20 protein-coding genes are annotated in these 25,197 nt (G+C 65.4%); 6 read left to right on the top strand and 14 right to left on the bottom strand.

What is annotated here, in order from left to right:
* Nucleotides 1–132: 132 nt before the first annotated feature.
* Together MasN3_RS12440 and MasN3_RS12435 are read left to right on the top strand one after the other, a co-directional pair.
* The gene (locus MasN3_RS12440) at nucleotides 133–2,148 is read left to right on the top strand and encodes a methyl-accepting chemotaxis protein (RefSeq protein WP_281914404.1); all 2,016 of its coding nucleotides are present in this window, start codon (nucleotides 133–135) and stop codon (nucleotides 2,146–2,148) included.
* A 60-nt stretch (nucleotides 2,149–2,208) separates the two neighbouring features.
* Nucleotides 2,209–3,321: a threonine aldolase family protein gene (locus MasN3_RS12435; protein WP_281914403.1), complete on the top strand. Its 1,113-nt coding sequence runs from the start codon at nucleotides 2,209–2,211 to the stop codon at nucleotides 3,319–3,321.
* Here the strand turns inward: MasN3_RS12435 and MasN3_RS12430 are convergent.
* Entirely contained in the window at nucleotides 3,288–3,617 is a 330-nt protein-coding gene (locus MasN3_RS12430; RefSeq protein ID WP_281914402.1) for a hypothetical protein, read from the bottom strand. The two genes, MasN3_RS12435 and MasN3_RS12430, sit on opposite strands and share 34 nt — an antisense overlap.
* Nucleotides 3,618–3,707: 90 nt before the next feature.
* On the opposite strand from MasN3_RS12430, the gene MasN3_RS12425 reads away from it, so the two are divergent.
* The 4 genes from MasN3_RS12425 (at nucleotide 3,708) to MasN3_RS12410 (ending at nucleotide 8,180) form a co-directional block, all read left to right on the top strand.
* The gene (locus tag MasN3_RS12425; protein ID WP_281914401.1) at nucleotides 3,708–4,502 is read left to right on the top strand and encodes a thymidylate synthase; all 795 of its coding nucleotides are present in this window, start codon (nucleotides 3,708–3,710) and stop codon (nucleotides 4,500–4,502) included.
* A 78-nt stretch (nucleotides 4,503–4,580) separates the two neighbouring features.
* Nucleotides 4,581–5,078 carry a dihydrofolate reductase gene (locus tag MasN3_RS12420; protein WP_281914400.1) on the top strand — a complete coding sequence of 166 codons (498 nt, stop codon included), beginning with the start codon at nucleotides 4,581–4,583 and terminating at the stop codon, nucleotides 5,076–5,078.
* A gap of 4 nt (nucleotides 5,079–5,082) precedes the next feature.
* Nucleotides 5,083–5,721: a DUF4337 family protein gene (locus tag MasN3_RS12415; protein ID WP_281914399.1), complete on the top strand. Its 639-nt coding sequence runs from the start codon at nucleotides 5,083–5,085 to the stop codon at nucleotides 5,719–5,721.
* A gap of 200 nt (nucleotides 5,722–5,921) precedes the next feature.
* Entirely contained in the window at nucleotides 5,922–8,180 is a 2,259-nt protein-coding gene (locus MasN3_RS12410) for an arginine/lysine/ornithine decarboxylase (RefSeq protein ID WP_281914397.1), read from the top strand.
* Nucleotides 8,181–8,241: 61 nt separating this feature from the next.
* Here MasN3_RS12410 and MasN3_RS12405 read toward each other — a convergent pair whose 3' ends face one another.
* The 13 genes from MasN3_RS12405 to MasN3_RS12345 form a co-directional block, all read right to left on the bottom strand.
* Nucleotides 8,242–8,709, bottom strand: a complete 468-nt coding sequence (locus MasN3_RS12405) for a cation transporter (protein ID WP_370662385.1) — start codon at nucleotides 8,707–8,709, stop codon at nucleotides 8,242–8,244.
* 261 nt (nucleotides 8,710–8,970) lie between these two features.
* Nucleotides 8,971–9,537 carry a dCTP deaminase gene (gene dcd / locus MasN3_RS12400; protein WP_281914396.1) on the bottom strand — a complete coding sequence of 189 codons (567 nt, stop codon included), beginning with the start codon at nucleotides 9,535–9,537 and terminating at the stop codon, nucleotides 8,971–8,973.
* 37 nt (nucleotides 9,538–9,574) lie between these two features.
* Nucleotides 9,575–10,408 (bottom strand): alpha/beta hydrolase, encoded by an 834-nt coding sequence (locus tag MasN3_RS12395; protein WP_281914395.1) that lies wholly within the window; start codon nucleotides 10,406–10,408, stop codon nucleotides 9,575–9,577.
* A 137-nt stretch (nucleotides 10,409–10,545) separates the two neighbouring features.
* Entirely contained in the window at nucleotides 10,546–12,900 is a 2,355-nt protein-coding gene (locus tag MasN3_RS12390; protein WP_281914394.1) for a DNA internalization-related competence protein ComEC/Rec2, read from the bottom strand.
* Nucleotides 12,901–12,935: 35 nt separating this feature from the next.
* Nucleotides 12,936–13,244, bottom strand: a complete 309-nt coding sequence (locus MasN3_RS12385) for a PAAR domain-containing protein (protein ID WP_281914393.1) — start codon at nucleotides 13,242–13,244, stop codon at nucleotides 12,936–12,938.
* A gap of 89 nt (nucleotides 13,245–13,333) precedes the next feature.
* Nucleotides 13,334–14,446, bottom strand: coding sequence for a T6SS immunity protein Tli4 family protein (locus MasN3_RS12380; protein ID WP_281914392.1), 1,113 nt, complete (start codon nucleotides 14,444–14,446; stop codon nucleotides 13,334–13,336).
* 68 nt (nucleotides 14,447–14,514) lie between these two features.
* Nucleotides 14,515–16,137, bottom strand: a complete 1,623-nt coding sequence (locus tag MasN3_RS12375) for a T6SS immunity protein Tli4 family protein (protein WP_281914391.1) — start codon at nucleotides 16,135–16,137, stop codon at nucleotides 14,515–14,517.
* 134 nt (nucleotides 16,138–16,271) lie between these two features.
* A complete protein-coding gene (locus tag MasN3_RS12370; RefSeq protein WP_281914390.1) occupies nucleotides 16,272–18,014 on the bottom strand; it encodes an alpha/beta hydrolase family protein in 1,743 nt (580 codons plus the stop codon).
* 16 nt (nucleotides 18,015–18,030) lie between these two features.
* Nucleotides 18,031–20,832, bottom strand: coding sequence for a type VI secretion system Vgr family protein (locus MasN3_RS12365; RefSeq protein ID WP_281914388.1), 2,802 nt, complete (start codon nucleotides 20,830–20,832; stop codon nucleotides 18,031–18,033).
* A 178-nt stretch (nucleotides 20,833–21,010) separates the two neighbouring features.
* Nucleotides 21,011–21,814: a TatD family hydrolase gene (locus MasN3_RS12360; RefSeq protein WP_281914387.1), complete on the bottom strand. Its 804-nt coding sequence runs from the start codon at nucleotides 21,812–21,814 to the stop codon at nucleotides 21,011–21,013.
* Nucleotides 21,815–21,816: 2 nt separating this feature from the next.
* Complete coding sequence (gene lolD / locus MasN3_RS12355; protein WP_281914386.1) at nucleotides 21,817–22,524, bottom strand: lipoprotein-releasing ABC transporter ATP-binding protein LolD; 708 nt, start codon at nucleotides 22,522–22,524, stop codon at nucleotides 21,817–21,819.
* Nucleotides 22,517–23,782, bottom strand: coding sequence for a lipoprotein-releasing ABC transporter permease subunit (locus MasN3_RS12350; protein WP_281914385.1), 1,266 nt, complete (start codon nucleotides 23,780–23,782; stop codon nucleotides 22,517–22,519). Before MasN3_RS12350 ends, lolD begins: the two co-directional genes overlap by 8 nt.
* A 92-nt stretch (nucleotides 23,783–23,874) precedes the next feature.
* Entirely contained in the window at nucleotides 23,875–25,155 is a 1,281-nt protein-coding gene (locus tag MasN3_RS12345; protein WP_281914384.1) for a lipoprotein-releasing ABC transporter permease subunit, read from the bottom strand.
* Nucleotides 25,156–25,197 lie beyond the last annotated feature (42 nt).

Below are 25,197 nucleotides of genomic sequence, written 5' to 3'. Positions count from 1 at the left end.
GCGGATTTGCTTGCCAATGCGGCATCTGTGTTGTGGCGGCGCCGCGCGCGCCGCCGTTTTTGACCCGGTTTTGTTGCGTTACGGAAAATCACAAAGGTATGATGCCTCTGGTTCCCGATCCAGACGTCCGTCATGCCCGCCTCCCGATATCATCCCGCCAACTGGAATGTTGGCACCCGCATCAGCGCCATCACCTTCATCCTGACGGCCGCGATCGTCGCCGCGCTGGTCGCGACGATCACCCATGCTACCTCCCGCATGCTCGAGGAACGCGCCACCGACAGCGTCACGAGCGAGCTGCGCAGCGTGGCGAACACGGTCGAGATGTTCAACAAGAGCGTGAGCAGCTCGGCCGCGAGCTTCGGGCGCATCTTCCGCCATGGCCTGCCCGGCAGCTTCGAACTCGATCCGGCCACGACGGTGGACATCGGCGGCAAGGCCACGCCCACCCTCAAGCTCGACGGCAAGGTGCTGAACCTCGACTTCGACGCGCCGGACGGCTTCACCGCCCAGACCGGCGGCAACGCCACCATCTTCGCCCTGGACGGCGAAGACTTCGTGCGCGTGACGACCTCGGTCAAGAAGGAAAACGGCGAACGCGCCGTCGGCACCGCCCTCGACCGCAACAGCCCGGCCTATGCCGCGCTGCGCGAGGGCCGCGCCTACATCGGCCTGGTCACGCTGTTCGGCAAGCAGTACATCACCCAGTACGAGCCGGCGCGCGACGCCGCCGGCAAGGTGGTTGCGGTGCTCTACGTGGGCGTCGACATCAGCGAGGACATGAAGCTGCTGAAGGACCGCATCCGCGCCGTCAAGGTCGGCGAGACCGGCTACTTCTACGTGCTGAACGCCGCCCCGGGCAAGCACTACGGCGAGCTGCTGGTGCATCCGGGCAGCGAAGGCGCCAACCTGCTCGACAGCCGCGCCGCCGACGGCCGCCCCTTCATCCGCGAGATGCTGCAACAGAAAAACGGCAGCATCGTCTACGATTGGCAAAACCCCGGCGAGGGCGCGGCGCGCGAGAAGTTCGTCGCCTACACCCACATCAAGGCCTGGGACTGGATCATCGCCGGCGGCACCTACCGCGACGAGATCACCGCGGCCGCCAGCACGCTGCGCCAGCGCTTCATCCTGGCCGGCCTGCTGGCCCTGGCCGTGCTGGCCGCGCTGCTGTACGCCGTGGTGCGCGCCAGCGTGGCGCGTCCGCTGGCGCAAGTGCGCGAGGTTGCGCGGCGCATCGCCGAAGGCGACCTGAGCGCCCGCATGGACAGCGCCCGCCGCGACGAGATCGGCCTGCTGACCGAGGCCATCAACAGCGTGGGCGCCAGCCTCTCCAGTGTGGTGGGCAAGGTGCGCCTGCACGCCGAGCAGATCGCCAGCGCCTCGCAGCAGATCTCGGCCGGCAACCTCGACCTGTGCCAGCGCACCGAGGAACAGGCGGCCAGCCTGGCCGGCACCGCCAGCTCGATGGACCAGCTCACCGCCACCGTGCGCCAGAACGCCGACAATGCGCGCCAGGCCAACCAGCTGGCCCTCAAGGCCTCCGGCGTGGCCGAGCGCGGCGGCGCCACCGTGGCCCAGGTCATCGAACGCATGGACGCCATCAGCCAGTCGTCGCGCAGGATTTCCGAGATCACCGGCGTGATCGACGGCATCGCCTTCCAGACCAATATCCTGGCCCTGAACGCGGCGGTGGAAGCGGCCCGCGCGGGCGAACAGGGCCGCGGCTTCGCCGTGGTCGCGAACGAGGTGCGCAGCCTGGCCCAGCGCTGCGCGGGCGCGGCCCGGGAAATCAAGCTGCTCATCGAGGCATCCAACGGCGAAGTCGACGCGGGCGGCAAGCTGGTGGCCGAAGCCGGCGTCACGATGCAGGAGGTACTGGCGAGCGTGGCGCGCGTGACCGACATCATGGCCGAGATCAGTGCCGCCAGCCTGGAGCAGACTGCCGGCATCGAGCACGTCAACGGGGCGGTGGGCGCCATGGACGTGGCGACCCAGCAGAACGCCGCCCTGGTCGAACAGGCCAGCGCCGCCGCCCAGGCCATGCAGGACCAGGCCGACGAACTGGCGCGCGCCGTGCGCCTGTTCCGCTTCGGCGGCGACACGGACGCCGGCGCGCCGCGGCGCCCGGCGCTGGGCCTGCGCTGACAAGCCATCCCGCGCCGTCGCGCTTCGGTGTAGAGTAGCGGGCTTCGCCAGGAGAGCACCTTGAACGATACCGACCTGCTACGCCGCTGCCAACTCGTCTTCCCCGGCCACCGCGCCCGCACGCCCGCCGAACTGTTCGCCGCCATGGCCGCATGGTGCGAGGCGAACGGCGTCGAGCACGACGTCTACGGCAGCGGTGCGCTGCTGCAGGAGTTCGAGGCGAAAGTCGCGCGCCTGCTCGGCAAGGAGGCGGCGGTGTTCTGCGTCAGCGGCACCATGGCCCAGGTCACGGCGCTGCGCCTGGCCTGCCAGGACCGCGGGCACGACCTGGCCGCCCTGCACCCGACCTCGCACATTTTCGTGCACGAGCGCTCGAACTACCAGCTGCTGGGCCACTTCAAGGCCGTGCAGGCGGGCGAGCGCTACCGCCCCTGGAGCGTGGCCGACCTGGCCGCGCTGCCCGACCGCCTGGGCGCGGTCGGCATGGAGCTGCCCCTGCGCGAGATCGGCGGCCAGCTCTCGCCCTGGGACGAGCTGGAAGCGATCAAGGCCCACTGCCGCGCGCGCGGCGCCCACCTGCACATGGACGGCGCGCGCCTGTGGGAAGCCGCCGCCGGCTACGGCAAGCCTTTGATTGATGTCGCGGCCGGCTTCGATTCGGTCTACGTCTCGCTGTACAAGGGCATCGGCGGGCTGGGCGGCGCCATGCTGGCCGGCACCCGAGAATTCGTGGACCGCGCGGCCGAATGGTTCCGGCGCCAGGGGGGCAACCTGATCCACCGCACGCCCTATGTGGTGGCGGCGGCGATGGGCTTCGAGCAGCGCCTGGCGGCGATGCCGCTCTGCCTGGAGCGCACCCGTTTCCTGTATCGGGAACTGGCGGCGCACCCGATCATCCGCGTGAATCCGGCGGCGCCCCAGGTCAACATGCTGCACCTGCATCTGCCGGTCGCGCCCGAGCGGGCGCTGGCGATCCGCCGCGAGCTCGCCGAGCGGCATGGCATCTGGATGTTCAACCGCATCGCCGCGACCGCCCTGCCGGACACCAGTTCCTTCGAGCTGTACGTGGGGGACAACCTTCTGAATGCCCCGGACGCGCGGGTGCGCGAGGCGCTGGCGCTGTTCGCGCAGGCGCTGGCTCAGGACGGCAAGGCCGTGTACCAGTCCGCGTAAGGGGTGTTGGCGACCATGCGCCGGTTGTAGTCCGGTGCGCCGTCGGTCCACCACACCGGGCCGCGTTCGCCCAGCGCGCGCTTGGCCGCATCGACCTGCGCGCGGGCGGCGCGCTCGGCTTCGGCGTCGCCGGCCCGCCTGGCCAGGCCGACCTGCCGGCGGGCCCGCATCAGCGCGTCGACCAGCTGCTGGCGCTCACTTGGGGCCAGCGCCGGATTGCTCGATCGCCACAACCGGCCCGCGACCACGAAGTAGCGGCCGTCCGGCGTGCTGGGATACTGCGGGGAAGTCGGCATGGGTCCACTATACCGCAGCCGTCGCCGGCGACGAGCTCAAGCGGGGCGCTCTCGGGTACAATGACGGGCTGTCACCTATCGTCATATCCAATGCGCCAATACCTCGACTTCATGCGCCATGTGAAAGAGCATGGCGCGGTCAAGACCGACCGCACCGGCACCGGCACCCTGTCCGTCTTCGGCTACCAGATGCGTTTCGACCTGCAGCAGGGCTTCCCCCTGCTCACCACCAAGAAGGTCCACCTCAAATCGATCATCCATGAACTGATCTGGTTCCTGCAGGGCTCGACCAACATCGCCTACCTGAAGGAGAACGGCGTCAGCATCTGGGACGAATGGGCCGACGCGGACGGCAACCTCGGGCCGATCTACGGCTACCAGTGGCGCAGTTGGCCGACGCCTTCCGGCGGCCACGTCGACCAGATCGCGCAGGTGCTGGAGCAGATCCGCAACACGCCGGATTCGCGCCGCATGATCGTCTCGAGCTGGAACGTGGCCGATCTGCCGAACATGAAGCTGCCGCCCTGCCACGCCCTGTTCCAGTTCTACGTGGCGGACGGCAAGCTGTCCTGCCAGCTGTACCAGCGCAGCGCCGACATCTTCCTGGGGGTGCCCTTCAATATCGCCTCCTACGCGATCCTGACCCACATGATGGCGCAGCAGGCCGGCCTGGAAGTGGGCGAATTCATCTGGACCGGCGGCGACTGCCACCTGTACAGCAACCACCTGGAGCAGGTCGACCTGCAGCTGTCGCGCACGCCCAAGGAACTGCCGCGCCTGGTACTCAAGCGCAAGCCGGATTCCCTGTTCGACTACCGCTTCGAAGACTTCGAGGTCGAAGGCTACGATCCGGACCCGGCGATCCGGGCGCCGGTGGCGGTCTGACCCGGGACCATCTTCCTTGACATCCTGCTTTCAAAGCGACAACATTTCCTACCTCTACACATGACGACGGACACAACGATGGGTGATGCAGCTTTGACTTTGGTAGTGGCCATCGATGCCCGGCGCGGCATCGGCATCGACAACCAGCTGCCCTGGCACCTGCCGGAAGACCTGGCCCACTTCAAGCGCGTCACCCTGGGCAAACCCATTGTCATGGGCCGCAAGACCTTCGATTCGATCGGCCGCCCACTGCCCAAGCGCCGCAACATCGTCATCACCCGCAATCCGGCGTGGTTGCACGAGGGCGTGGAAACGGCGGGCTCGCTGCAGGCCGCCATCGCGCTTCTGCACGGCGAGCCGGCCAGCATCATCGGCGGCGCCCAGATCTTCACGGAGGCGGTGCAGCTGGCGGACCGCATGATCGTTACTGAGATCGACCACGTCTTCCCTTGCGATACCTTCTTCCCGCCGATCGACCCGGCCGTGTGGGAAGAAACGGCGCGCGAGGCCCAGCATTCGGAAGCGAACGGCTTCGACTTGGCCTACGTGACCTACCAGCGCCGCAAGGAGGCTTGACGCCATGAGCGACCAGGCAGTGCGCACACCCGGCACCCGCGGCGGCGACGGCTTCGCCGGCAAGGTCGCGGTCCTGATCGCCATCCTGGCGACCCTCGGGACCATGTTCGGCTTCATCGGCAGCGCCTCGCACAACAACGCCGCCCTGTACAAGAGCAATGCGGCGATCGACAAGACCAGCGCCGCCAATGCCTGGAACCACTACCAGGCCAAGACCAACCGCCAGAACCTGTCCGAGCTGGCGGCGGCCCTGCCCGGCACCGACCGCGCCCACTACCGCGAGGAGATCCGCCGCTACGGCGTCGAGAAGGACAATATTCGCAAGGAAGCGGAACGCTTCGAGGCCAGTTCGAGCGCATGGAACACCCTGTCCGAGAAGGAACTTCATCGCCACCGCCAATGGGCCGCCGCCGCGGTCGCGCAGCAGATCGCAATCTCGCTGGCCGCGATCAGCCTGCTGTCGCGCCGCACCTGGCTACTCACGCTCACCAGCGCGGTGGCCGCGTTCGGGATAACGCTGGGCCTGTTCGCCGCGATCCAGGCCGAGCCGGTGCCGTTCTCGGCCGGTCCGCTGCTGGCGGCCTTCGGCGCGGCGGCGCTGACCGAGGTGTTCCGGCGGGTCGGCAGGAGGCTGGCCAACTGAGATTTTAAGCTAGTGTGCGACAGGCAGCGCGCCTACTGGCTACTCTTGCAGCGAATGCGTAGATAAAGCTGCAAAATAATTGCACCGGTGCCCGCGATTTCTGCGAAAATCCGTTTCCTCTTTTTTCCCGGTGCCGTGGCCGGCGGACCGACCCAGCAGGGCCGGCCGCCGACCACGGCGCTTCGCTTTTGGAGCTGTCCATGAAATTTCGTTTCCCCATCGTCATCATCGACGAGGACTTCCGTTCCGAGAATACCTCCGGTCTCGGCATTCGCGCACTCGCGGCCGCGATGGAGCAGGAAGGCATGGAGGTGCTCGGCCTGACCAGCTACGGCGACCTGTCCCAGTTCGCCCAGCAGCAGTCGCGCGCCTCGGCCTTCGTCCTGTCCATCGACGACGAGGAATTTGGCGGCGGCTCGGTCGAGGAAACCGATTTCGCCCTGACCGGCCTGCGCGCCTTCGTGCAGGAGATCCGCCACAAGAACGCGAACATCCCGATCTACATCTACGGCGAGACCCGCACCAGCCGCCACATCCCGAACGACATCCTGAAGGAGCTGCACGGCTTCATCCACATGTTCGAGGACACCCCGGAGTTCGTGGCGCGCCACATCATCCGCGAAGCCAAGGCCTACCTCGATTCGCTGGCGCCGCCCTTCTTCCGCGCGCTGGTCAATTACGCCTATGACGGCTCCTACTCGTGGCACTGCCCGGGCCACTCGGGCGGCGTCGCCTTCCTGAAGTCGCCCATCGGCCAGATGTTCCACCAGTTCTTCGGCGAAAACATGCTGCGCGCCGACGTCTGCAACGCGGTCGAGGAACTCGGCCAGCTGCTCGATCACACCGGCCCGGTGGCCAAGTCGGAACGCAACGCGGCGCGCATCTACAACGCCGACCACTGCTATTTCGTGACCAACGGCACCTCGACCTCGAACAAGATGGTCTGGCACAGCACGGTCGCGCCGGGCGACATCGTGGTGGTCGACCGCAACTGCCACAAGTCGATCCTGCACTCGATCATCATGTGCGGCGCGATCCCCGTGTTCCTGATGCCGACCCGGAACAACCTCGGCATCATCGGCCCGATCCCGCTGGAAGAATTCACCCCCGAGTCGATCGCCCGCAAGATCGAGGCCAATCCGTTCGCGCGCGACGCCGTGAACAAGAAGCCGCGCATCCTCACCATCACCCAGTCGACCTACGACGGCGTGGTGTACAACGTCGAGACCCTGCGCGAAATGCTGGACGGGAAGATCGACACCCTGCACTTCGACGAAGCCTGGCTGCCGCACGCCGCCTTCCACAGCTTCTACCAGAACATGCACGCGATCGGCGAGAACCGCCCGCGCGCCAAGCAGTCGATGATCTTCTCCACCCAGTCGACGCATAAATTGCTGGCCGGCCTGTCGCAGGCCTCGCAGGTCCTGGTGCGCGAATCGGAAACCGTCAAGCTGGACCAGGACGCCTTCAACGAGGCCTACCTGATGCACACCTCGACTTCGCCCCAGTACTCGATCATCGCGTCCTGCGACGTCGCCGCCGCCATGATGGAAGCGCCGGGCGGGACCGCCCTGGTCGAGGAATCGATCCTGGAAGCGCTGGACTTCCGCCGCGCCATGAAGAAGGTCGACCAGGAATTCGGCGAGGACTGGTGGTTCAAGGTCTGGGGCCCGGACGTCGAGTCGGAAGAAGGCATCGGCGAGCAGAAGGACTGGATGATCCGCGCCGAGGACGACTGGCACGGCTTCGGCAACCTGGCCGAGGGCTTCAACATGCTCGACCCGATCAAGTCGACCATCGTGACCCCGGGCCTGTCCCTGGACGGCAAGTTCGGCGACACCGGCATCCCGGCCTCGATCGTGACCAAGTACCTGGCCGAGCACGGCGTGATCATCGAGAAGTGCGGCCTGTACTCCTTCTTCATCATGTTCACCATCGGCATCACCAAGGGCCGCTGGAACACCCTGGTGACCGCGCTGCAGCAGTTCAAGGACGACTACGATCGCAACCAGCCGATGTGGCGCGTGATGCCGCAGTTCGCCGCGGCCAACCCGCGCTACGAGACCCGCGGCCTGCGCGACCTGTGCACCGAGATCCACCTGTTCTACAAGCAGTACGACGTGGCGCGCCTGACCACCGAGATGTACCTGTCGGACATGGTGCCGGCCATGAAGCCGTCCGACGCCTTCGCCAAGATGGCGCACCGCCAGATCGAGCGGGTGGCGATCGACGAACTGGAAGGCCGCATCACCGCGATCCTCCTGACGCCTTACCCGCCGGGCATTCCGCTCCTGATCCCGGGCGAGCGCTTCAACCGGACCATCGTCGACTACCTGCGCTTCGCGCGCGACTTCAACGAGCGCTTCCCGGGCTTCGAGACCGACGTGCACGGCCTGGTCAAGCGCGAGGTCGACGGCAAGCGCGGCTACTTCGTCGATTGCGTGATGCAGGACGCGTAAGGGAGCCGCAAGGCATGAAAAAAGGGGCGCAAGCCCCTTTTTTTACGCCGGTGCGATCGTGCTAGCGGCGTTTGAGTTCGATCGTCGCGGCGGACGCGGGCGCGGGCGCGGCGGGCGCGCGCATCTCGCGCATCTTGCGCCTTGCGTGCGTGATGACCGAGTACGCAGCCGACAGGCCCAGCAGGCCCATGACGGACGCCACAAAGAGGTCCGGCAGGCCGCTGTTGGTGCCGAACACGCCGAGGGCCGCCAGCATCACGGCCACGTTGGAAATCGCATCGTTGCGGGTGCACAGCCACACCGAGCGCATGTTGGCGTCGCCGTTGCGGTAGGCCCATAGCAGCGCGCCCACCGCGCAGTTTGCCAGCAAGGCAAGGAAACCGATCACGCCCATGGTTTCCGCCTTCGGCACGACACCCAACTGGAGGTGCCAAAGCGCGGTGCCGAGCACGAACAGCCCATAGCCGCCCATGGTAGCGCCCTTGACCAGCGCGGTACGCGAGCGCCAGATCGGCGCCAGCGCCAGCACGAACAGGGGGTGCCGTAGTTGGCGGCGTCGCCGAGGAAGTCGACGGCGTCGGCCAGCAGCGCGACCGAACCGGCGGCCCAGCCGGCGACGATCTCGACGCCGAACATCAATCCGTTGACCCAGAGTGCGATCCAGAGCACGCGCCGGTAGCGCGGATCGACCGGCGGTTTGCTTGGGGAGCAGCCGCCGCTGCAGCAATCAGCCATGCAATCTCAAGCTATCAATATGATTCAATATTGACAGGATAGCGCAAAATTTGAATCAGGTTTTCGGCAGGGTCACGCCGTGCTGGCCCTGGTACTTGCCGCCGCGGTCCTTGTACGAGGTCTCGCAGATTTCATCGGATTCAAAAAACAGCACCTGGGCGCAGCCTTCGCCGGCATAGATCTTGGCGGGCAGCGGGGTGGTGTTCGAGAACTCCAGCGTCACATAGCCTTCCCACTCCGGCTCGAACGGCGTGACGTTGACGATGATGCCGCAGCGCGCATAGGTCGATTTGCCGAGGCAGACGGTCAGCACATTGCGCGGGATGCGAAAGTACTCGATGGTGCGGGCCAGCGCGAAGGAATTCGGCGGGATGATGCAGACATCGCTCTTGACGTCCACGAAGGAATTCGAATCGAAGTTCTTGGGGTCGACGATGGTGCTGTTGATGTTGGTGAACACCTTGAACTCGTTGGCGCAACGGATATCGTAGCCGTACGACGAAGTGCCCCACGAGATGACCCGGCGGCCATCGGACTCGCGCACCTGGCGCGGCTCGAAGGGTTCGATCATCCCGGTCTCTTCCGCCATGCGGCGGATCCATTTATCGCTCTTGATAGCCATCGGTGACATTCCAAAAAATCAATCCCGCGATTTTACGCTAAACCGCCGCCGCCGACACGCTTTGGCTGCCCGGCATCGACGGCGCCAGCAGGCATTCGATCATCGCGTGCGTCAGCCGGGCTGTTTCAAGCGGCTTCTCGAGCGGGTACAGATGGCCGCCCTCGATCATCACCAGGTTGCGGCCCACCAGGCGGCGCGTGGCGTCCAGCCCGGCCTGGCGCAGTTCCTCCGAGCTGGTGCCGGCGATGAAACCGATCGGCAGCGGATAGGGTTCGCGCAGGATGGCGCCCATGTGGTGCGGCAGCGTGTTGTAGATCATGGTTTCCACCGCCCGGTCGAAGCGCAGCTGCACCCCTTCCGGATGGGGCTTGAGGCCGTGGTCGAGGTAGTCGTCGAGCGCGCCCGGCGCCCAGGCCTGGAACATCGGCTTGGCGATGAAATGCTGGTAGGCCGCCGCCCGGTCCGGCCAGACATTGCGCCGGCGCTCGGAGAACTTCGCCGGCGAGAAGCGCGAACCCAGGCCGCGCCGCTTGACCAGCTTCCACAGGAAGGCGCGCCAGCCGGCCACCACCGGCGAATCGAGCATGACCACGCAGCGCGCCAGTTCGGGCCGCTGCTTGGCCGCCATCATGCTCAGCATGCCGCCGAGCGAATGGCCGACCAGGATCGGCGGGCGCTCGTAGCCTTCCAGCTGGTGGATCAGCTCGTCCACCAGGCCGGGCCAGCCGTCGCCCACCGGAAAGCGCGGGTCGTGCCCGTACATGTCGTGGGCGCGCAGCTCGTAGTGCGCGCCCAGGGCCTGGAACAGCCGGCCGTAGGTGCCGGCCGGGTAGCTGTTCCCGTGGGAAAAGTGCAGCAGCGGTTTGCTCATGAGGCCTGGGTGTGAATGTCAATGGGCCATTGTAATGAATGCGGCCCGCGCGCGAACCGGGTTTAGAGGGGAATGCCTACACCAAACCGGACCCGCCCTTGGCGCGCACCGGCCGCATCGTGGCTGGGCAGGCGCAGCTAGCGGCCGTGCCAGTAGCGCCGCCGCTCGCTGCGAAACTCGCCGACGTCCAGCGTCTGGCCGAAATGCAGCGTCACCGCGCCCGATTCGTCGGTGCGCAGCCTGCGGATGCCCAGGCTGCCGTAGCGCTCGTAGACCTCCTTCTTGGGGTGGCGGTAGCGGTTGCGGTAGCCCACCTGGAAGATGCCGAACGTCGGTTCTACCGCGGCCAGGAAGGCGGCGGTGGACGAGGTGCCGCTGCCGTGGTGGGGCGCCAGCAGCACGTCGGCGCGCAGCCGGCCGGGCGAGGTTTGCAGCAGCTGCAGCTCCTGGGCCGCCTCGATGTCGGCCGCCAGCAACATGGCCTTGCCAAGCGCGCTGACGCGCAGCACGCAGCTGCGCGCATTGGCCTTCAATCCCGCTTCCTGGTAGGACTGCGGCGTCGGCCCGAGCAACTCGAAGCGGACGCCATCCCAGTGCCACTCCTGGCCGGCATCGCAGCGCCGGTGACGGCGCGCGGCGCGCACCACCGGATGGCTGCCGGGCAGCGAGGAGTGCACTTGCGCCACCGTCACGCCCTCGAGCAGGGTGCGGGCGCCGCCGGCGTGGTCGACGTCGCTGTGCGAGACGACCAGCGCATCGAGCGCGCCGATGCCGCGCCCGCGCAGGTAAGGCAGCAGGATGCGGCCGGCCGCGTCCGCCCCCGGCCCGTACTGCGGACCGGCATCGTAGAGCAGCCGGTGACGCCCGGTCTCGACCAGCAGGGCCATGCCCTGCCCCACATCGAAGGCGGTTACCGAGAAGCTGCCGTCAGGCGGCGCGCTCGGCAGCTGGGTCAGCATCGGCGCCCAGGCGGCCAGGCCTGCCCAGCGATGCGGCCAGCCGCGCGGCGCCAGCATCCACGCGGCACCGGCAAGCGCCAGCACGAAGATCCACGCCTGCGGCGCCGGCGCGTTCACGACCGCCAGCGGGCTGGCCGCCAGCCAGGCCAATCCGTCTGCCAGCAGTTCGACCGCCACGTGCGCAAGCCCGAGCACCCAACCCGCCAGCGGCGCCGGCAGCAGCGCCCCGAGCAGCGCCAGCGGCGTGACGAACAGGCTGACCACGGGAATCGCGACCGCGTTCGCGAGCGGGCTGGCGAGCGACACCTGCGCGAACAGCAGCATGGTCAGCGGCACCAGGCCGACAGTCACCGCGTATTGGGTACGGACGGCCGCGCCGAGGGTGCGCCGCCATCCGGTGGCGAACTCCACCCGCCCGAGATTGGCGTACAGGATCACGGCCACCGCACCGAACGACAGCCAGAAACCGGCCCCCAGCACGGCCCAGGGATCGATCAGCACCACCACGGCCAGGGCCAGGCACAGCACGTGCGACAGCGCCACCACCCGCCCGAACCACAATGCGGCCGCCACGGACGCCAGCATGTAGAAGGTGCGCTGCGCGGGCACGCCGGCGCCGGCCAGCAGCACGTACACGAGCGCCACCAGCGCCCCGGCGAGCGCCGCGGCCTTCTGGGCCGGCAGGCGCAAGGGCAAGGCGGCGCCCTCGATGAAGAAGGAGCGCCGCCACAGGCTGGATACCGCCCATGCCGCCAGGGCCGCGATCATCGTGATGTGCAGGCCTGAGATCGACACCAGGTGGCTGATGCCGGTGCGGTTGAAGACGTCCCAGCTCGACTGCACAATGCCGCGCTGGTCGCCGATCACCAGGGCCACGATCACCCCGGCGTAGCGCTTGCCCTCCATGTTCTGCAGGATGTGGCGGCGCAGTGCGGCGCGAGCGCGTTCCACCACGTGTGCGGGACGCGGCACGAAGGCGTCGAGCCGGACGTTGCGCGGCCCGGCGGGACGGACGTAGCCGGTGGCGCGCACGCCCTGCTCGAGCAACCAGGCTTCGTAGTCGAAGCCGTAGGGGTTGGCATTGCCGTGCGGTCGCTGCAGGCGCACCACCAGCTGCCAGCGCTCGCCGGGCTGCACAGGCGTCTGGCTGTCCGTGGCCGCATGCTGCCCGTACCAGGAGACGGCGATGCGCTGCGGGACCGTGGCGTCCGGGCTCAGGACCCGTTCGACGCGCAGGTTGAAGCGTGTCCCACCGTCGAATTCATGCGGCAGGCTGTCGACGGTGCCGACGACGGCGACGTCTTTGCCTTCCTGCTCGCGCGGCAGCACGTCGGCCAGGGCGAGGTGGGCCAGCCAGGCCGACCATGCTACGCCGAGGATGGCGGCGGCGAGCAGGGTCGCGGCGAATTTGCGCACTGTGAACAAGAGCAGCGCCGCCACAAGCGCGCCTGCCAAGTGGGCGGGTGGCGGCAGTTCGGCGCGCGTCTGCAGCCAGCACACCCCGGCGACGAAGGCGAGGATCGCGCAGCGCATGGGCCGGAGGCGCGGCTATGGCCGGGGTGGTTGCGCTAGGGAGTGGGGCTGTCGGCGACGAGCTGGAAGTCGTGGAACTGGTCGGCGACCAGCCTGGGCGGGGGCGAACAGGCGCAGATGCACAGGTCGTCGCTCAGCGCGCACTCCTTGCCCTCGGACTGGTCGGGAAGGCGCGGCATGACGCACTGGATGACGCCTTGCTCGCCGCATGCGGGGCAGTCGACCGGATCGCCTTCGCGCGCGATCGGCATGCCGTCCAGGGTGGTGAAACTGCTCGAAGCCCTGACGGTGCCGCCCGCCGTGGTGGTGGCGCCGGCGCGGATATAGAAGCGCTTGTGGGTCACGTCCGCTCTCCTTGCGGGGGAAAGCTGGAATGTAGCTGAATTGCGGTGTTTGGGTTTGCGGAAACTCAGCTAAGCTTAGACGGCAATGGTTATTTCTTGGTCGGGCTTAGCGGCGGTAAGTGCTGGGTCACATTCCGAGCGCTTATCGGCCGCAAACGGATGCTGGAGGCGATCTTGTCCCATAATCGGAGTGCCGCAAGATCCGACAGTGAAGAACGAACGGGCCCGTTATCACTGTGACCAGTGTCCATTCTGAATACCAAATGCGGAACGAAGACATTGTCTTGGGTACCGTTCACTTCCCACCAAAAGCTATGGACCACCGTGCCCTCATTCTCGAGGAAGCGCTCGACTAGTTCCTCACCGATAATCCCTCCGATAACCCGTTTTTCAGCACGCAGCGTTTTTACGCGCTTCGACTGAGCATCAGTCAGCCTAGTGCTCGACTCAGCCGCTCGTTGGAGCAAACCTTCCCGATCCGGTTCAGTACCTGCAGCCAGAATCATGTTGAACAGGATATCAGGTCGATTTGGCAGTCGCGCCACCATCGTGATCTGTTCGCCCTGGTCAGCACTTAGTGGGTCACGGACGAAAGCACGATCGATGCAAAACCCGTGCTCGATCGGAATTCGGTTTTCTAGATTAGGAGCGATCTGCGCGATCAATTTCGTGAGATTTCGTATCGACTCCGGATCATAATCGGGTGCAGAAACATCGATGCTAATTCCGTCGACATGGACGAGTGCCTCAACCGAGACACTCTCGTAGCGGTAGCGTTCGACGGTAAGTCCGTCAGAGGACTGACCTTCAGTCACATCCCTACCGTGAACGAAGATGTGACCCCAAACTCCATGGTCGTTCTTCACCTTCCTAAACACTTCCAGGTTATCGCGCTTCCCGAAACGATCAGTAGTTGCTTCAATTTGGGCCTTTCGCGCAAGAACACGCTCCTGGAACCCGGCATCCGATTCTTCAAAGGCGACAATATCGAATCCGTCGATACGCGAACCGTGAAGTTCGTATAGCGCCTCTGCCGGCATGTCAATTAAGAATCGTCCTATACAGACCGTCATTATCTTTTCGACGATTTGCGAGCCTCCACGCTTCTCCTCATCAAGATGCTTTTCGAAGCTTCGCCCCAAAGCAACGACGACTACTCCGGCAAGGACGACCACCAGCCAGGTCTTTAACGAACGTGTCATGTAGACTCCTAGCCAGTTCGGCAACAGGCATTGTGGGAACTAAGTGAGCGCCCAACATGGCAGAGGCGCTATACCTGCCGGCCGGATGGCGACAGACCGAACTGATCACGCTCGTCAGTTTCGCTAGCTGACTGCTCGGCGACATCTGCAAGACGCATCAGGCGCCATGCACTACGACGTTGAATTGCTTGTGGTGCGCTAGCCGAATGACCAAAGATGCCTGGTGCGACAGTAAATGTCGCAGGTGGCAACAAGCTGCCCTGTGCAAACCATCTAGTTCCATCAAGCGCATGCGACTCTTCACAGCGCCACCAGCCGCTTGCTGGACATGGGACGCCAGTCGAGAAATAGCTGCCAATTGCCACGTTGGCATTACCCACGCTGAGTGATTCGCCTACAGCAACCGTTGTGCCAGCCGGTGTCGAAGCCTTCGCTAATGGCAACCGCGGCGGCAATCTCTTACGCGCACGGTGGTCGACAAGTTTCCAACTGGTTGGATTCTTTGATTCATAACTCGACTGCATTCCACGGACCTTGTCCCACAGGGTACGGGGAGGAAGCAGCAGCGCCTGGGGCATGAGATCGCCTTTCTTGATGTACTGTCGCTGGCCGCCGAGCACACCGATACCATTACCACCATCACCACAGAGCCACCAGCCGCTTTCAGGGCAACGCTCGCCGGCCGATGCATATGTGCCGAGCGGCGTTGGCGTCGCTTTGACGGGTTTGCTCGCCACAGATTCGGTCGGTCGTAGACGAACACTGGACGAGATCTTGTCCCATAATCCAAGTGCGGCGCCGTCCGACAGCGAGGAGGAAACGGGTTGTCGATTGCCATTTCCGGTACTCATCCTGAGTACGACGTGTGGGACGAAGACGTTGTTTTCGGTCCCGTTCACTTCCCACCAAAAACTGTGACCACGTGCTTCATTATTCTCGACTACCAATTCCGCCACCTCCTCCCCCTTTAGGCCGCCAATTTCGCGGGGCGCCGCTCGTAATCTAGTGATACGCATTCGATCAGCCATCGACAGCCCTTCGTGCACAGCGTCACTCCTTGCCAGTACCCCATGTGGCTCGGGTTTCAGTCCGGCCGAAACAATGAACATGAACTCGACATCCGGATGATGTGGCAGCCGGCCGAATAGCATAATTTGCTCGCGTTGACCGGCGCTGAGCGGATCGCGAACATAGACGCGATCCATGCAAAATCCCGGCTCGGTAGGAATACGGTTGTCCGGGTTCGCTACAAGTTGACTAACCAGCGTGGGAAGATCCTCGATTAAGTCAGGATTTCTGTCTTCAAAGAACAGGTCGACGCTTACGCCATGGGCATGCACGAGGGCTTCCGTCGTAATGCCCTCATCGCGATAGCGCTCCACTCCGCCTAGACCGTTGCCCTGCGTTCCTTCTTCCACCGTCCGACTGTGTATGAAAATCGCGCCGGAGAGGCCGCTGCCTGTCGTCACCTCCCTCGCGGACTCCAGGTTCTTGTTACCGCCACGCCAGTCCGGCTTGGACCTGATCTGCAACTCCCGCTCGGCAACGCGCTTCTGGAACTCCTCTTCGGTTTCGTTGAAAGCCGAGATGTCGAAACCATCGATGCGCGCCTGTCTCAGTTCAATTTCGGCTTCTTCCGGCACGTCAATCAGGAACCTGCCGACACATACGGTCTTCATTTTGTCGGTCATTCGAGCTACCTCATGTTGGTCTCGTCGGCTTAATTCGCGTTTATCCAATACTTTGCCCACCGCCCATGTGGCGACCAATCCCGCGCACAGAGCTCCGGCCAGCATTCTTGCCGGCCGGCTCCGGAGCCAATTCATCACGAGATCTCCTGGACGATCTTGGTAATCAATCGGAGCGTTAACATGAGCATGTGATCATTGTTATACGATCCTTGGTGGTCGTAGCCCTCCGTCGCAAACACCTGTTTGACTTTGCCCGCCGGCCCAGCGCCGGATTGATGCGGTACGGTCCCGTCACCTCGAGCGTCCTGCTGATCGGGTGCAAAACGAAGCTCGGTCTTGCCCTCGACAAGTACGCGCCGCTGTCCAGTTTCAGACTGGCCGATATACCGCGCGGCTGTCAGATTGGCCGGCGTGAGCGCCGTTGCTGAATCTGCCGGCTGAAGGGCAACCCACCTGACCTGCCCAAATGAGAGCTGCTCTTTATCGTCTCCATAGAAAGCGTAGGTATTAGGGTGATAGTAGTCCCCAAGCGTTCTATGGAAGGTCTCGGCAGTATTAATTCCCTTCTTAATTGCAGACACTACTCCGCCACGTTTATTGTTGGCATATTTGCCAGCTGGATCGGCGAGCTCCGGATTAACCAAGCGAAACCAAAATTTCATGTCACGATACAGATCGTAGGGATTCTGCAGATTTGCATTGGGAAAGGACAATGCATCATTCGGTTTTGTCTGGTACCCGTATGCGCCGCTTTTTCCCGGCGGATTCGCCCCTTGCGTTCCGCTGAGGAACCTGAACACGCGAACGTGCAACCAGGGATGTGGATATAAGTGATTCGGCAAAAGCTCAAGCGCTCCTGGCGATGTAGCTAAGACAGGCGTCGTCTTGTCAGCGCGATTTCCCAAAATCATAGCCACCCTGGAGTCTGCAAATTTCTTGAGAGGTGAACTATTCGGTGAAAACGGCTCTGTCCCAGATGCAAGCCTGCGATAGGCAACTGGTGCACCCAGTGCTGGCATGACACCATGGATGACGCCGGCAATCTTGTCGGGAATGCGCATCGCGCACGCTCTAGCAACCAAGCCGCCCATTGAATGCGTCACTAGGATTACTTTCGAACATTGTCGCTTCGCCGCTTTCCACGAATTGATGATGTGAAGAATGCGCTTTTCCAGCATTTCCGCTGACGTCTTACAATCTTGTAGCCAGCAGTATCCAACGGCATAGACGGGAAAGTAGTACTCGGCATGCTTCACGAGGTGTTCTTCCGTGAGGGGCGCGAACTGGCGGAGCCCCCATCGCCGAGGATCACAGGCCATTACCTCCTTCCAATGCTGTTGGACGAAGCGCTTTTGGCCATGCTCATCAAACCCGAACGTTTGATTCAAGCGAGTCTGCAAGGCGTAGAGAAGTCCGCCATACGAGTCGGCATGCAATTCGCCCCAACCGCGTTCCCGAAGGTCGCGCTCGGCCAGTACATAGCTGTCCTCGGACTTAGGTATGACGACAGGGCCGTCTGGGTCCACTTCCAGCGTGGCTGCGTCTAACAGCAATTGACGCTCCCGCGGCGTATACATGTCCCAGATGTTCGCCGCCTTGAGGCCTTCACTACCACCGTTAGGCGGGCGCCAAGTAGGCCGGCCGGGTTCGACCATCTTATTCCGCTCATCCTCTAGGCGCCCCAATCGCAGTTTTTGTTTGGCCCGAAGGTTCGTCCCCATGATGCCCGGTACAACAATGACCGGGACAATCTTGTTGGGAGGGACAAGTCCGAGGCCGCGGATGGTGTAGTCCGCCGAGGACATGAATGAATTTACTTCCCAACCGCCATGCGACAGAGGGACGAGCGGAGGCAACGGCCTGGTCGGTTCACGCATGACGGTTCCCGACAGCTTAGATGGATGACGGAAGAAGCTCGAAGCGCACCGGCCCCAGTTCGTCGCTCTGCACCAGCTCGGTGCGCCCTTCCGCGTCGCTGGTGCCCTGGATGGTCTTGCCGTCACTGAGGTGGGCAATATAATTCTGGTGTGGAATCGGTTCGCGCGTTTGGAGATGGCGCAGGACAACACGTTCCGTGGCTTTCAATGCGCTTTTCGCGAAGTCGGGCTTTGTCGGATTGCCACCACCAGCGGGCCCGCGGGTGAGCCCGCTTGCGTTGATGATGTGCTGGCCGGCGCTTTGCAGCGTGATTGTGTCATTACCCCATTCCGTCTGCGCGCCCTGCGAGATGATCCGGACCACCGGTGCTTCGATATGGATCGCTTCCGCCGAGATCAGGCTGATCTTGCCCGAGGACTTGACCTCGACATTGCCCTGGTGGGCCTCCAGCAGGACGTTGCCCCGCCCCGCCACCAGCTTGATTCCCAGTGCCTGGGCAAACGCACTGATCCCGCGCGCGGCGCGCAGGAAGATGTTCTTTCCGGCCGAGGTGCGCGCATCGCCGCCACTGACCATGTCGAGCTGGGTCTCCGATCCGAGCGCGACATTGTCCTGGCTGGCCAGCATGATGCCCGCCGGGGCGGTCACGGCCACGATCGGCTCGGCGCCCTTGTCGCCCGGCGCCACGTTGGAGCCTTGGTCCCAGCGCCGCAGCTTGTCGGACAGGTCGCCCAGGCGCTGCGCGCTCGGCTCATCATCCGTATGCTGTTCCGCGAGCTTGGCCACCTCGTCCGCGATGCTTTGCATCAGTTCGGCGAGACCGACCAGGCCGGCGCGCGCCAGCTGCGCGCCCTCGGCGGCCGGCGCCGCCTCCGCGCTCAGGAGCACGCCTTCCTTGCCGCGGATCGCCACGCTATGGTCGCTGCGCAGCTCGGCGCCTTCGCCGCGCGGCGCGGCCGTGCCGTTGGCCTTAGGTTGCGTCAGCCAGCCGAGGTTCAGTTGCGAAGCGCCATGATCGCTCGCCAGCTGGGCGCTGATCTCGCCGCGAGTGTCGTCGAAGCGCAGCTGGTTGCCGCGCCCGCCGCCGATCTCGCGGGTGCGGGTGCCCGACAGGTAACGGTTCCCGGGCAGGCCGCCGGCCCGGCTCAAGGCCGGCGGCTCGCCGCGCTGGTTGAAGACCTGCGACAGGACCACCGGCCGGTCCGGGTCGCCGCCCAGGAAGGCCACCAGGACTTCGCTGCCGACGCGCGGCAGCGACAGCGTGCCGCACTGCTGGTTGGCGCCGGGTCCGTTGCCGGCCCAGTTCGACGCCACCCGCACCCAGGCCGAATCGGCCGGGGTATCCGAGGCCCCGGCGCCGTGCGCATGCTTGTGGTCGAGCGAGCGCATGCCCGGGAAGCGGATCTTCACCCGCCCCAGCGCGTCGCAATGCACCTCCTCGCCCGGCGGTCCGGTGACGATGGCGCTTTGCAGCTGGGGATGCGGCAGGTCGGTGCGCGGATCGAAGGCCGGCACCAGCGGGATGCCGCGCCGCACGCAATCGAAGCGCATCCGCACCCGCACGCCGTCGCCGGCCACCGGATGTTCGTTCGGCGCCAGCATGGCATCGCCCGGGGTGTAGGGCCCCATCAGGCGGCGCACGCGCGCCGACAGGTCGGCCGGCAGGTTGTTCTCGGCTTCCATCCAGACCGCGGTCACGACGAAATCGCGTTCGGTTTCGGGGTGGGCGTCGATCTCGGGGTGGCCGCTCAGGCTGAAGTACTCGCCCGCGCACAGGTCGCGCACGCTGCCTTCGCCATGGAAGCACTTGGTGTCGAATTCGTGCCGGTTCATTCGCACCTGGCCGAGCCGCCAGTGATCCTCGACGTCGTTGCCGGCATGCGGCATCTCGACCAGGTAGTCGTCCAGGCTGGCCGCCAGCGCGTTGCCGCTGCGGCCCTGGTCGGCCATGCTGCGCGCGGTGGTGCTCATGAACTGGGTGCCGCTGGGGTTGCGGTAATCCCAGCTGTGGCGGGTGATGCTGCCCGGCTGCAGGCGCCGCGCGGCGCACCAGGAAACCACGGTGTCGCGCTCCTCGGTGGCGTGGTCGCGGTGGTAGCGCACGCTGCCGGCGGCGCTGCGCGGCAGCGAAGCCGGGTCGGAGAACAGCACCAGGGTGTGGACCGGGGTGTCGTCGGCGTCCTGGTCGGCGCTGCCGGCACGGGCACGGCCCGGGCGGAAGGTCCAGGCGATGCCGCGGCGCTTGAGCAGGCGGCGCACGAAGGCGGCGTCGGATTCGTTGTGCTGCATGGTCTGTTCGCGCGGCGGGTACAGGCGCATGTCGAACAGCGGGTCGAGTTCGTAGTCGAAGGCGCTGGCCATGACGCTGTTGGACTGGCGCCATTCGTCGAACAGGACCTGCACGATCTCGAGTTCGTTCTGGTAGCGGAAGACGCGGCTGTTGACGCGCTTTTCCATGACCGCCAGGGCATCGCGCAGCACCAGCTGGTAGACCGCCAGGCCGCCGTCGTGGTCGCCGGCGCGCGCCTCGGCGACGATGCCGCAGATGCTGCGCAGCTGGCCGCGGTCGGTGACCATTTGCAGTTCGGCGGGAAGCGCGATGAGTTCCTTGAGCGGGAGGCGCGGGGTGTCGGCGACGCAGGTGATCACGTATTCGAAGCCGCCGCACACCGATTCGTGGCCCTGCACCCGCTGCGGCAGCAGCAGTTCGTCGGCCAGGTGGTCGGCATGGCCCAAGCGCATCCGGATCGGCCGGTGGGCGGTCGTCAGCGACTTCTCGTGCCTGAGCATCCGCAGGAATTCGCTCGCGCTGTCCAAATCACTCTCCGTAGTGGCTGTGCTGCAGTGGCAGCGAAGAGTGCATCTTGGCAGAAGGGTTGAGCTACGGCATTGCGTGCGGTCAGCATGCTTTGGGCGAACTAAGCAGAACAGCCACGGTCGCCGCTACCGGACGGCGCACGGAATGCTACCGAAGAAAAGGTTTAGTAGTAATCTACTAACGCAGCGGGTAGCTTGCCAGCCGCGGAATCGCCGCCAGCGTATTGCGGTGGACCGCTTCCCGCACGGCGTCCACGCCGATCCCGCGCAGCCCGGCCAGGGCGGCGCCGATGCCCGGCAGCTGGTCGGGCGTGTTGAGCCCCGGGTGGATCCAGGACGGCGCGATGTCCGGCGAATCGGTCTCCAGCACGATCGCCGTGAGCGGCAGCTCGGCCGCCAGGCGCCGGATCTGCAGCGCGCGCGTAAAGGTCATGGCGCCGCCGAAGCCGAGGTGAAAACCCAGGTCGATGAAATTCTGCGCCTGCTGGAAGCTGCCATTGAAGGCGTGCGCGATGCCGGCCGGGGGCCGGATCTGGCGTAAGTGCTTGAGCACCTGGTCCTGCGAGCGGCGCACGTGCAGCATCACCGGCAGGCCGAAGTCGCGCGCGATGCGCAGCTGTTCGCGCAGGAAGCGCTCCTGCTTCTCGCGCATGTCCGGTTCGCACAGCCGTGGAATGAAGAAATCCAGGCCGATCTCGCCGACTCCGACGAAGTTGGGATCGCCCAGGGCCGCTTCCACCGCGCTGCGCAGCACCAGCAGGTCTTCATCCTGCGCCTGCGGCACGCAGATCGGGTGGATGCCCAGCGCATAGGTGACGTTCGGCGCCCGCGCGGCCAGCTCGGCCACGGCGCCGAAATTGCCGCGCTCGATCGCCATCGCGACGATCATCGACACGCCAGCCGCTCTTGCCTGCGCGGCCACATCCAGCGACCCGTGGCCGAATTCGTGCGCATCCAGGTGGCAGTGGGTGTCGATCCACATCCCTAGTTCTCCACCGCCTGCAGGCCGTGTTCGGTCAGGCGGAACACGCGGTCGCAGCGGCGCGCCAGCTCCATGTCGTGGGTGACGATGACAAAGGCGGTGCCGAGGGTGCGCGACAGCTCCAGCATCAGGTCGAAAATCGACTGCGCGGTGCTGTGGTCGAGGTTACCGGTCGGTTCGTCGGCCAGCACGCAGGCCGGTTCGGTGACCAGCGCGCGCGCCAGGGCCACGCGCTGGCGCTCGCCGCCCGACAGCTCGCCCGGACGGTGCACCACGCGCTTGCCCAGGCCCACGCGCCCGAGAATCGCTTCGGCTTTCTTCAGGGCTGGCGCGCGCGCCTCGCGCCGGATCATCAGGGGCATCAAAACGTTGTCGAGGGCCGAGAACTCCGGCAGCAGGTGGTGGAACTGGTAGACGAAGCCGAGCGAGGAGTTGCGCAGCTCGCCGCGCCGGGTCTCGGACAGGGTCGCGAAATCCTCGCCCAGCAGGGTCACGGAACCGGTCGATGGGGTGTCCAGTCCGCCCAGCAGGTGCAGCAGCGTCGACTTGCCGGAGCCGGACGCGCCGACGATGGCCACGCGCTCGCCGCGGTAGATCGCGAAGTCGATGCCGTCCAGGACCTTGACGCTGTAGTCGCCCTGCTTGAAGGTCTTGCCCAGGCCGCGGCAGGACAACACAGGGGTGGTTGGCTTATTGGGGGAATCATTCATAACGCAGCGCCTCCGCAGGTTTTACGCGCGACGCCGCCCAGCTCGGGTACAGGGTCGCAGCAAACGCCAGCAGCACCGATACGCCGCCGATCTTGAAAACGTCCGGCCAGCGCAGGTCGGACGGCACCGCGCTGATCAGGTAGATATCTTTCGACAAGAACTGCACTCCCAGCACACTTTCGATGAAGGGGACGATGACGTCGATGTTCAGTGCCACCAGCACGCCGCCGCCCACGCCCAGGACGGTGCCGATGATGCCGACCAGCGCGCCCTGCACCATGAAGATCTTCATGATCGAGCGCGGCGAGGCGCCCAGGGTGCGCAGGATCGCGATGTCGGCCTGCTTGTCGGTCACCGTCATCACCAGGGTGGACACCAGGTTGAACGCGGCCACCGCGATGATCAGGGTGAGGATGATGAACATCATCTTCTTCTCGGTCTGTACGGCGGCGAACCAGTTGGCGTTGAGCTTGGACCAGTCGCGCATTTCCAGGTCGCCCGGCATGGATTTCTTGAGTTCCTCGGCCACGATCGGGGCCTGGCGCATGTCGGCGATGCGCAGGCGCAGGCCCATCGGCGCCGGCAGGCGCTCCATGCGCTGCGCATCCTCGACGTGGATGAAGGACAGCGCCGCGTCGAAGTCCATGTGGCCGGCCTCGAAAATGCCGGACACGGTGAAGCTGCGGCTGCGCGGCAGCAGGCCGGCCGGGGTGATCTGGCCCTGCGCCAGCAGCATGGTGACCTTGTCGCCGATGCCGACGTTCAGCGCGCGCGCCAGCGCATAGCCCAGCACGATGTTATAGGCGCCGGGCTTGAGCGAATCCAGGCTGCCCTGGGTGAGCTGCCTGGCGACGTCGGACACCTTGGGCTCTTCCGAAGGCAGCACGCCGCGGATCACCGACGGGCGCATCACACCATGGCCTTCCAGCAGGCCCTGGGTCTCGACGAAAGGGGCGACCCCGCGCACCGCGGGGTTCTTGAGCGCTTCGCGGCCGGCGGCGCGCCAGTCCGGCATGCTGCCGCTTTGATCGAACACCTCGATATGGGCCAGCACCGACAGCATGCGGTCGGTGACCTGCTTCTGGAAGCCGTTCATCACCGACAGGACGATGATCAGGGCCGCCACGCCCAGCGCGATGCCGGACACGGAGATCAGGGAGATGAAGGAAATGAAGCTGTTGCGGCCGCTGCGCTTGCCGGCGCGCGTGTAGCGCAGGCCGACCAGCCATTCGTACGGCAGATTCTGGGTGAGTCTCATGTTCTGGGTCGTCGTTGCGAGGCCGCAGTGTGCCACAGGAGGCACATGGGTGGCCAGGTTGTCATCGTCAAGTGCGGCATCCTCATTCGTACTCATTCATACCTGAGGGCCTCGGCCGGCTTCACGCGCGCCGCCGACCAGCTCGGGTACAGGGTCGCCACGAAGGCCAGCAGCACGGCCACGCCGCCGATCCAGCCGACGTCGCCCCAGCGCAGCTGCGAGGGGATCTCGCTGATCAGGTAGACCTCCTGCGACAGGAACTGCACCTGGAACAGCCGCTCGATGAAGGGCACGATGACGTCGATGTTGAGGGCCACCGCCACGCCGAGCGCCACGCCCAGCCCGGCGCCGAGCACGCCCACCAGGGTGCCCTGCACCATGAAGATCGTCATCACCGAGCGCGGCGAGGCGCCCAGGGTGCGCAGGATGGCGATGTCGGACTGCTTGTCGCGCACCGTCATGACCAGGGTGGAGACCAGGTTGAACGCCGCCACCGCCACGATCATGGTCAGGATGATGAACATCATGCGCTTCTGCGATTCCACGGCGGCGAACCAGATCGCGTTGACCTTGGACCAGTCGCGGATGAACAGTTCGCCCGACATGCTGCCATGCAGCTCGCTCGCCACCCGCGGCGCCTGGTCCATGTCGGCCAGGCGCAGGCGGATGCCCGCCGGCGCCGAGACGCCGGCCAGCGCCTGGGCGTCCTCTATGTTGGCGAAGGCCAGCGCGGAATCGAACTCGAAATGGCCGGCCTCGAAGATGCCGCTCACGGTCAGCGGCCGGGTACGCGGCAGCGCGCCGCCCTGGGCCGGCCCTTGCGCCTGCGCCGGGGTGGCAGCCATCAGGAGCGTCACCCGGTCGCCCACGCCGACGTCGAGCGACTTGGCCAGCGCGCGGCCGATGATCACGTTGTACGAACCCGGCTGCAAGCTGTCGAAACGCCCTTCGCGCATGTGCTTCGACACATCCGACACCTTCACCTCCTGGGCCGGGTCGATCCCGCGCAGCAGCACCGGCTTCATCACGCCGTCGCTCAGCAGCATGGCCTGGGTCTCGGCGAAGGGCGCGGCGGCGCGCACTTCCGGATTGCGCAGCGCTTCCTGGATGGAAGTGCGCCAGCCCGGCATCTCGCCGCGCGCGTCGAACACCTCCACGTGGGCCAGCACCGACAGCATGCGCGCGGTCACCTCCTTCTGGAAGCCGTTCATCACCGACAGCACCACGATCAGCGCGGCCACGCCGAGCGCGATGCCGGCCACCGAGGCCATCGAGATGAAGGAAATGAAGCTGTTGCGCCCGCTACGCTTGCCGGCGCGGGTGTAGCGCAGGCCGACCTGCCATTCGTAAGGCAGCTTGTGGGTGATGCTCATGAAATCCGTTAATCTGCGTTATTGGTTTGCCAACCCGTGAGT

It is taken from the genome of Massilia varians (genome assembly GCF_027923905.1).
GTDB classification, from domain to species: Bacteria; Pseudomonadota; Gammaproteobacteria; order Burkholderiales; family Burkholderiaceae_D; genus Telluria; species Telluria varians_B.
The sequence above is the reverse complement of the archived record's forward strand: the minus strand, read 5'-3'. Positions and strand labels throughout refer to the sequence as shown.

What these genes read in the sequence shown, in the direction of transcription:
- dcd (WP_281914396.1), bottom strand. Translation starts at nt 9,537, where the DNA reads ATGGCTATCAAGAGCGATAAATGGATCCGCCGCATGGCGGAAGAGACC.
- MasN3_RS12425 (WP_281914401.1), top strand. Translation starts at nt 3,708, where the DNA reads ATGCGCCAATACCTCGACTTCATGCGCCATGTGAAAGAGCATGGCGCG.
- MasN3_RS12395 (WP_281914395.1), bottom strand. Translation starts at nt 10,408, where the DNA reads ATGAGCAAACCGCTGCTGCACTTTTCCCACGGGAACAGCTACCCGGCC.
- MasN3_RS12375 (WP_281914391.1), bottom strand. Translation starts at nt 16,137, where the DNA reads ATGACCGACAAAATGAAGACCGTATGTGTCGGCAGGTTCCTGATTGAC.
- MasN3_RS12420 (WP_281914400.1), top strand. Translation starts at nt 4,581, where the DNA reads ATGGGTGATGCAGCTTTGACTTTGGTAGTGGCCATCGATGCCCGGCGC.
- MasN3_RS12390 (WP_281914394.1), bottom strand. Translation starts at nt 12,900, where the DNA reads ATGCGCTGCGCGATCCTCGCCTTCGTCGCCGGGGTGTGCTGGCTGCAG.
- MasN3_RS12370 (WP_281914390.1), bottom strand. Translation starts at nt 18,014, where the DNA reads ATGCGTGAACCGACCAGGCCGTTGCCTCCGCTCGTCCCTCTGTCGCAT.
- MasN3_RS12430 (WP_281914402.1), bottom strand. Translation starts at nt 3,617, where the DNA reads ATGCCGACTTCCCCGCAGTATCCCAGCACGCCGGACGGCCGCTACTTC.
- MasN3_RS12415 (WP_281914399.1), top strand. Translation starts at nt 5,083, where the DNA reads ATGAGCGACCAGGCAGTGCGCACACCCGGCACCCGCGGCGGCGACGGC.
- MasN3_RS12380 (WP_281914392.1), bottom strand. Translation starts at nt 14,446, where the DNA reads ATGACACGTTCGTTAAAGACCTGGCTGGTGGTCGTCCTTGCCGGAGTA.
- MasN3_RS12345 (WP_281914384.1), bottom strand. Translation starts at nt 25,155, where the DNA reads ATGAGCATCACCCACAAGCTGCCTTACGAATGGCAGGTCGGCCTGCGC.
- MasN3_RS12360 (WP_281914387.1), bottom strand. Translation starts at nt 21,814, where the DNA reads ATGTGGATCGACACCCACTGCCACCTGGATGCGCACGAATTCGGCCAC.
- lolD (WP_281914386.1), bottom strand. Translation starts at nt 22,524, where the DNA reads ATGAATGATTCCCCCAATAAGCCAACCACCCCTGTGTTGTCCTGCCGC.
- MasN3_RS12350 (WP_281914385.1), bottom strand. Translation starts at nt 23,782, where the DNA reads ATGAGACTCACCCAGAATCTGCCGTACGAATGGCTGGTCGGCCTGCGC.
- MasN3_RS12440 (WP_281914404.1), top strand. Translation starts at nt 133, where the DNA reads ATGCCCGCCTCCCGATATCATCCCGCCAACTGGAATGTTGGCACCCGC.
- MasN3_RS12410 (WP_281914397.1), top strand. Translation starts at nt 5,922, where the DNA reads ATGAAATTTCGTTTCCCCATCGTCATCATCGACGAGGACTTCCGTTCC.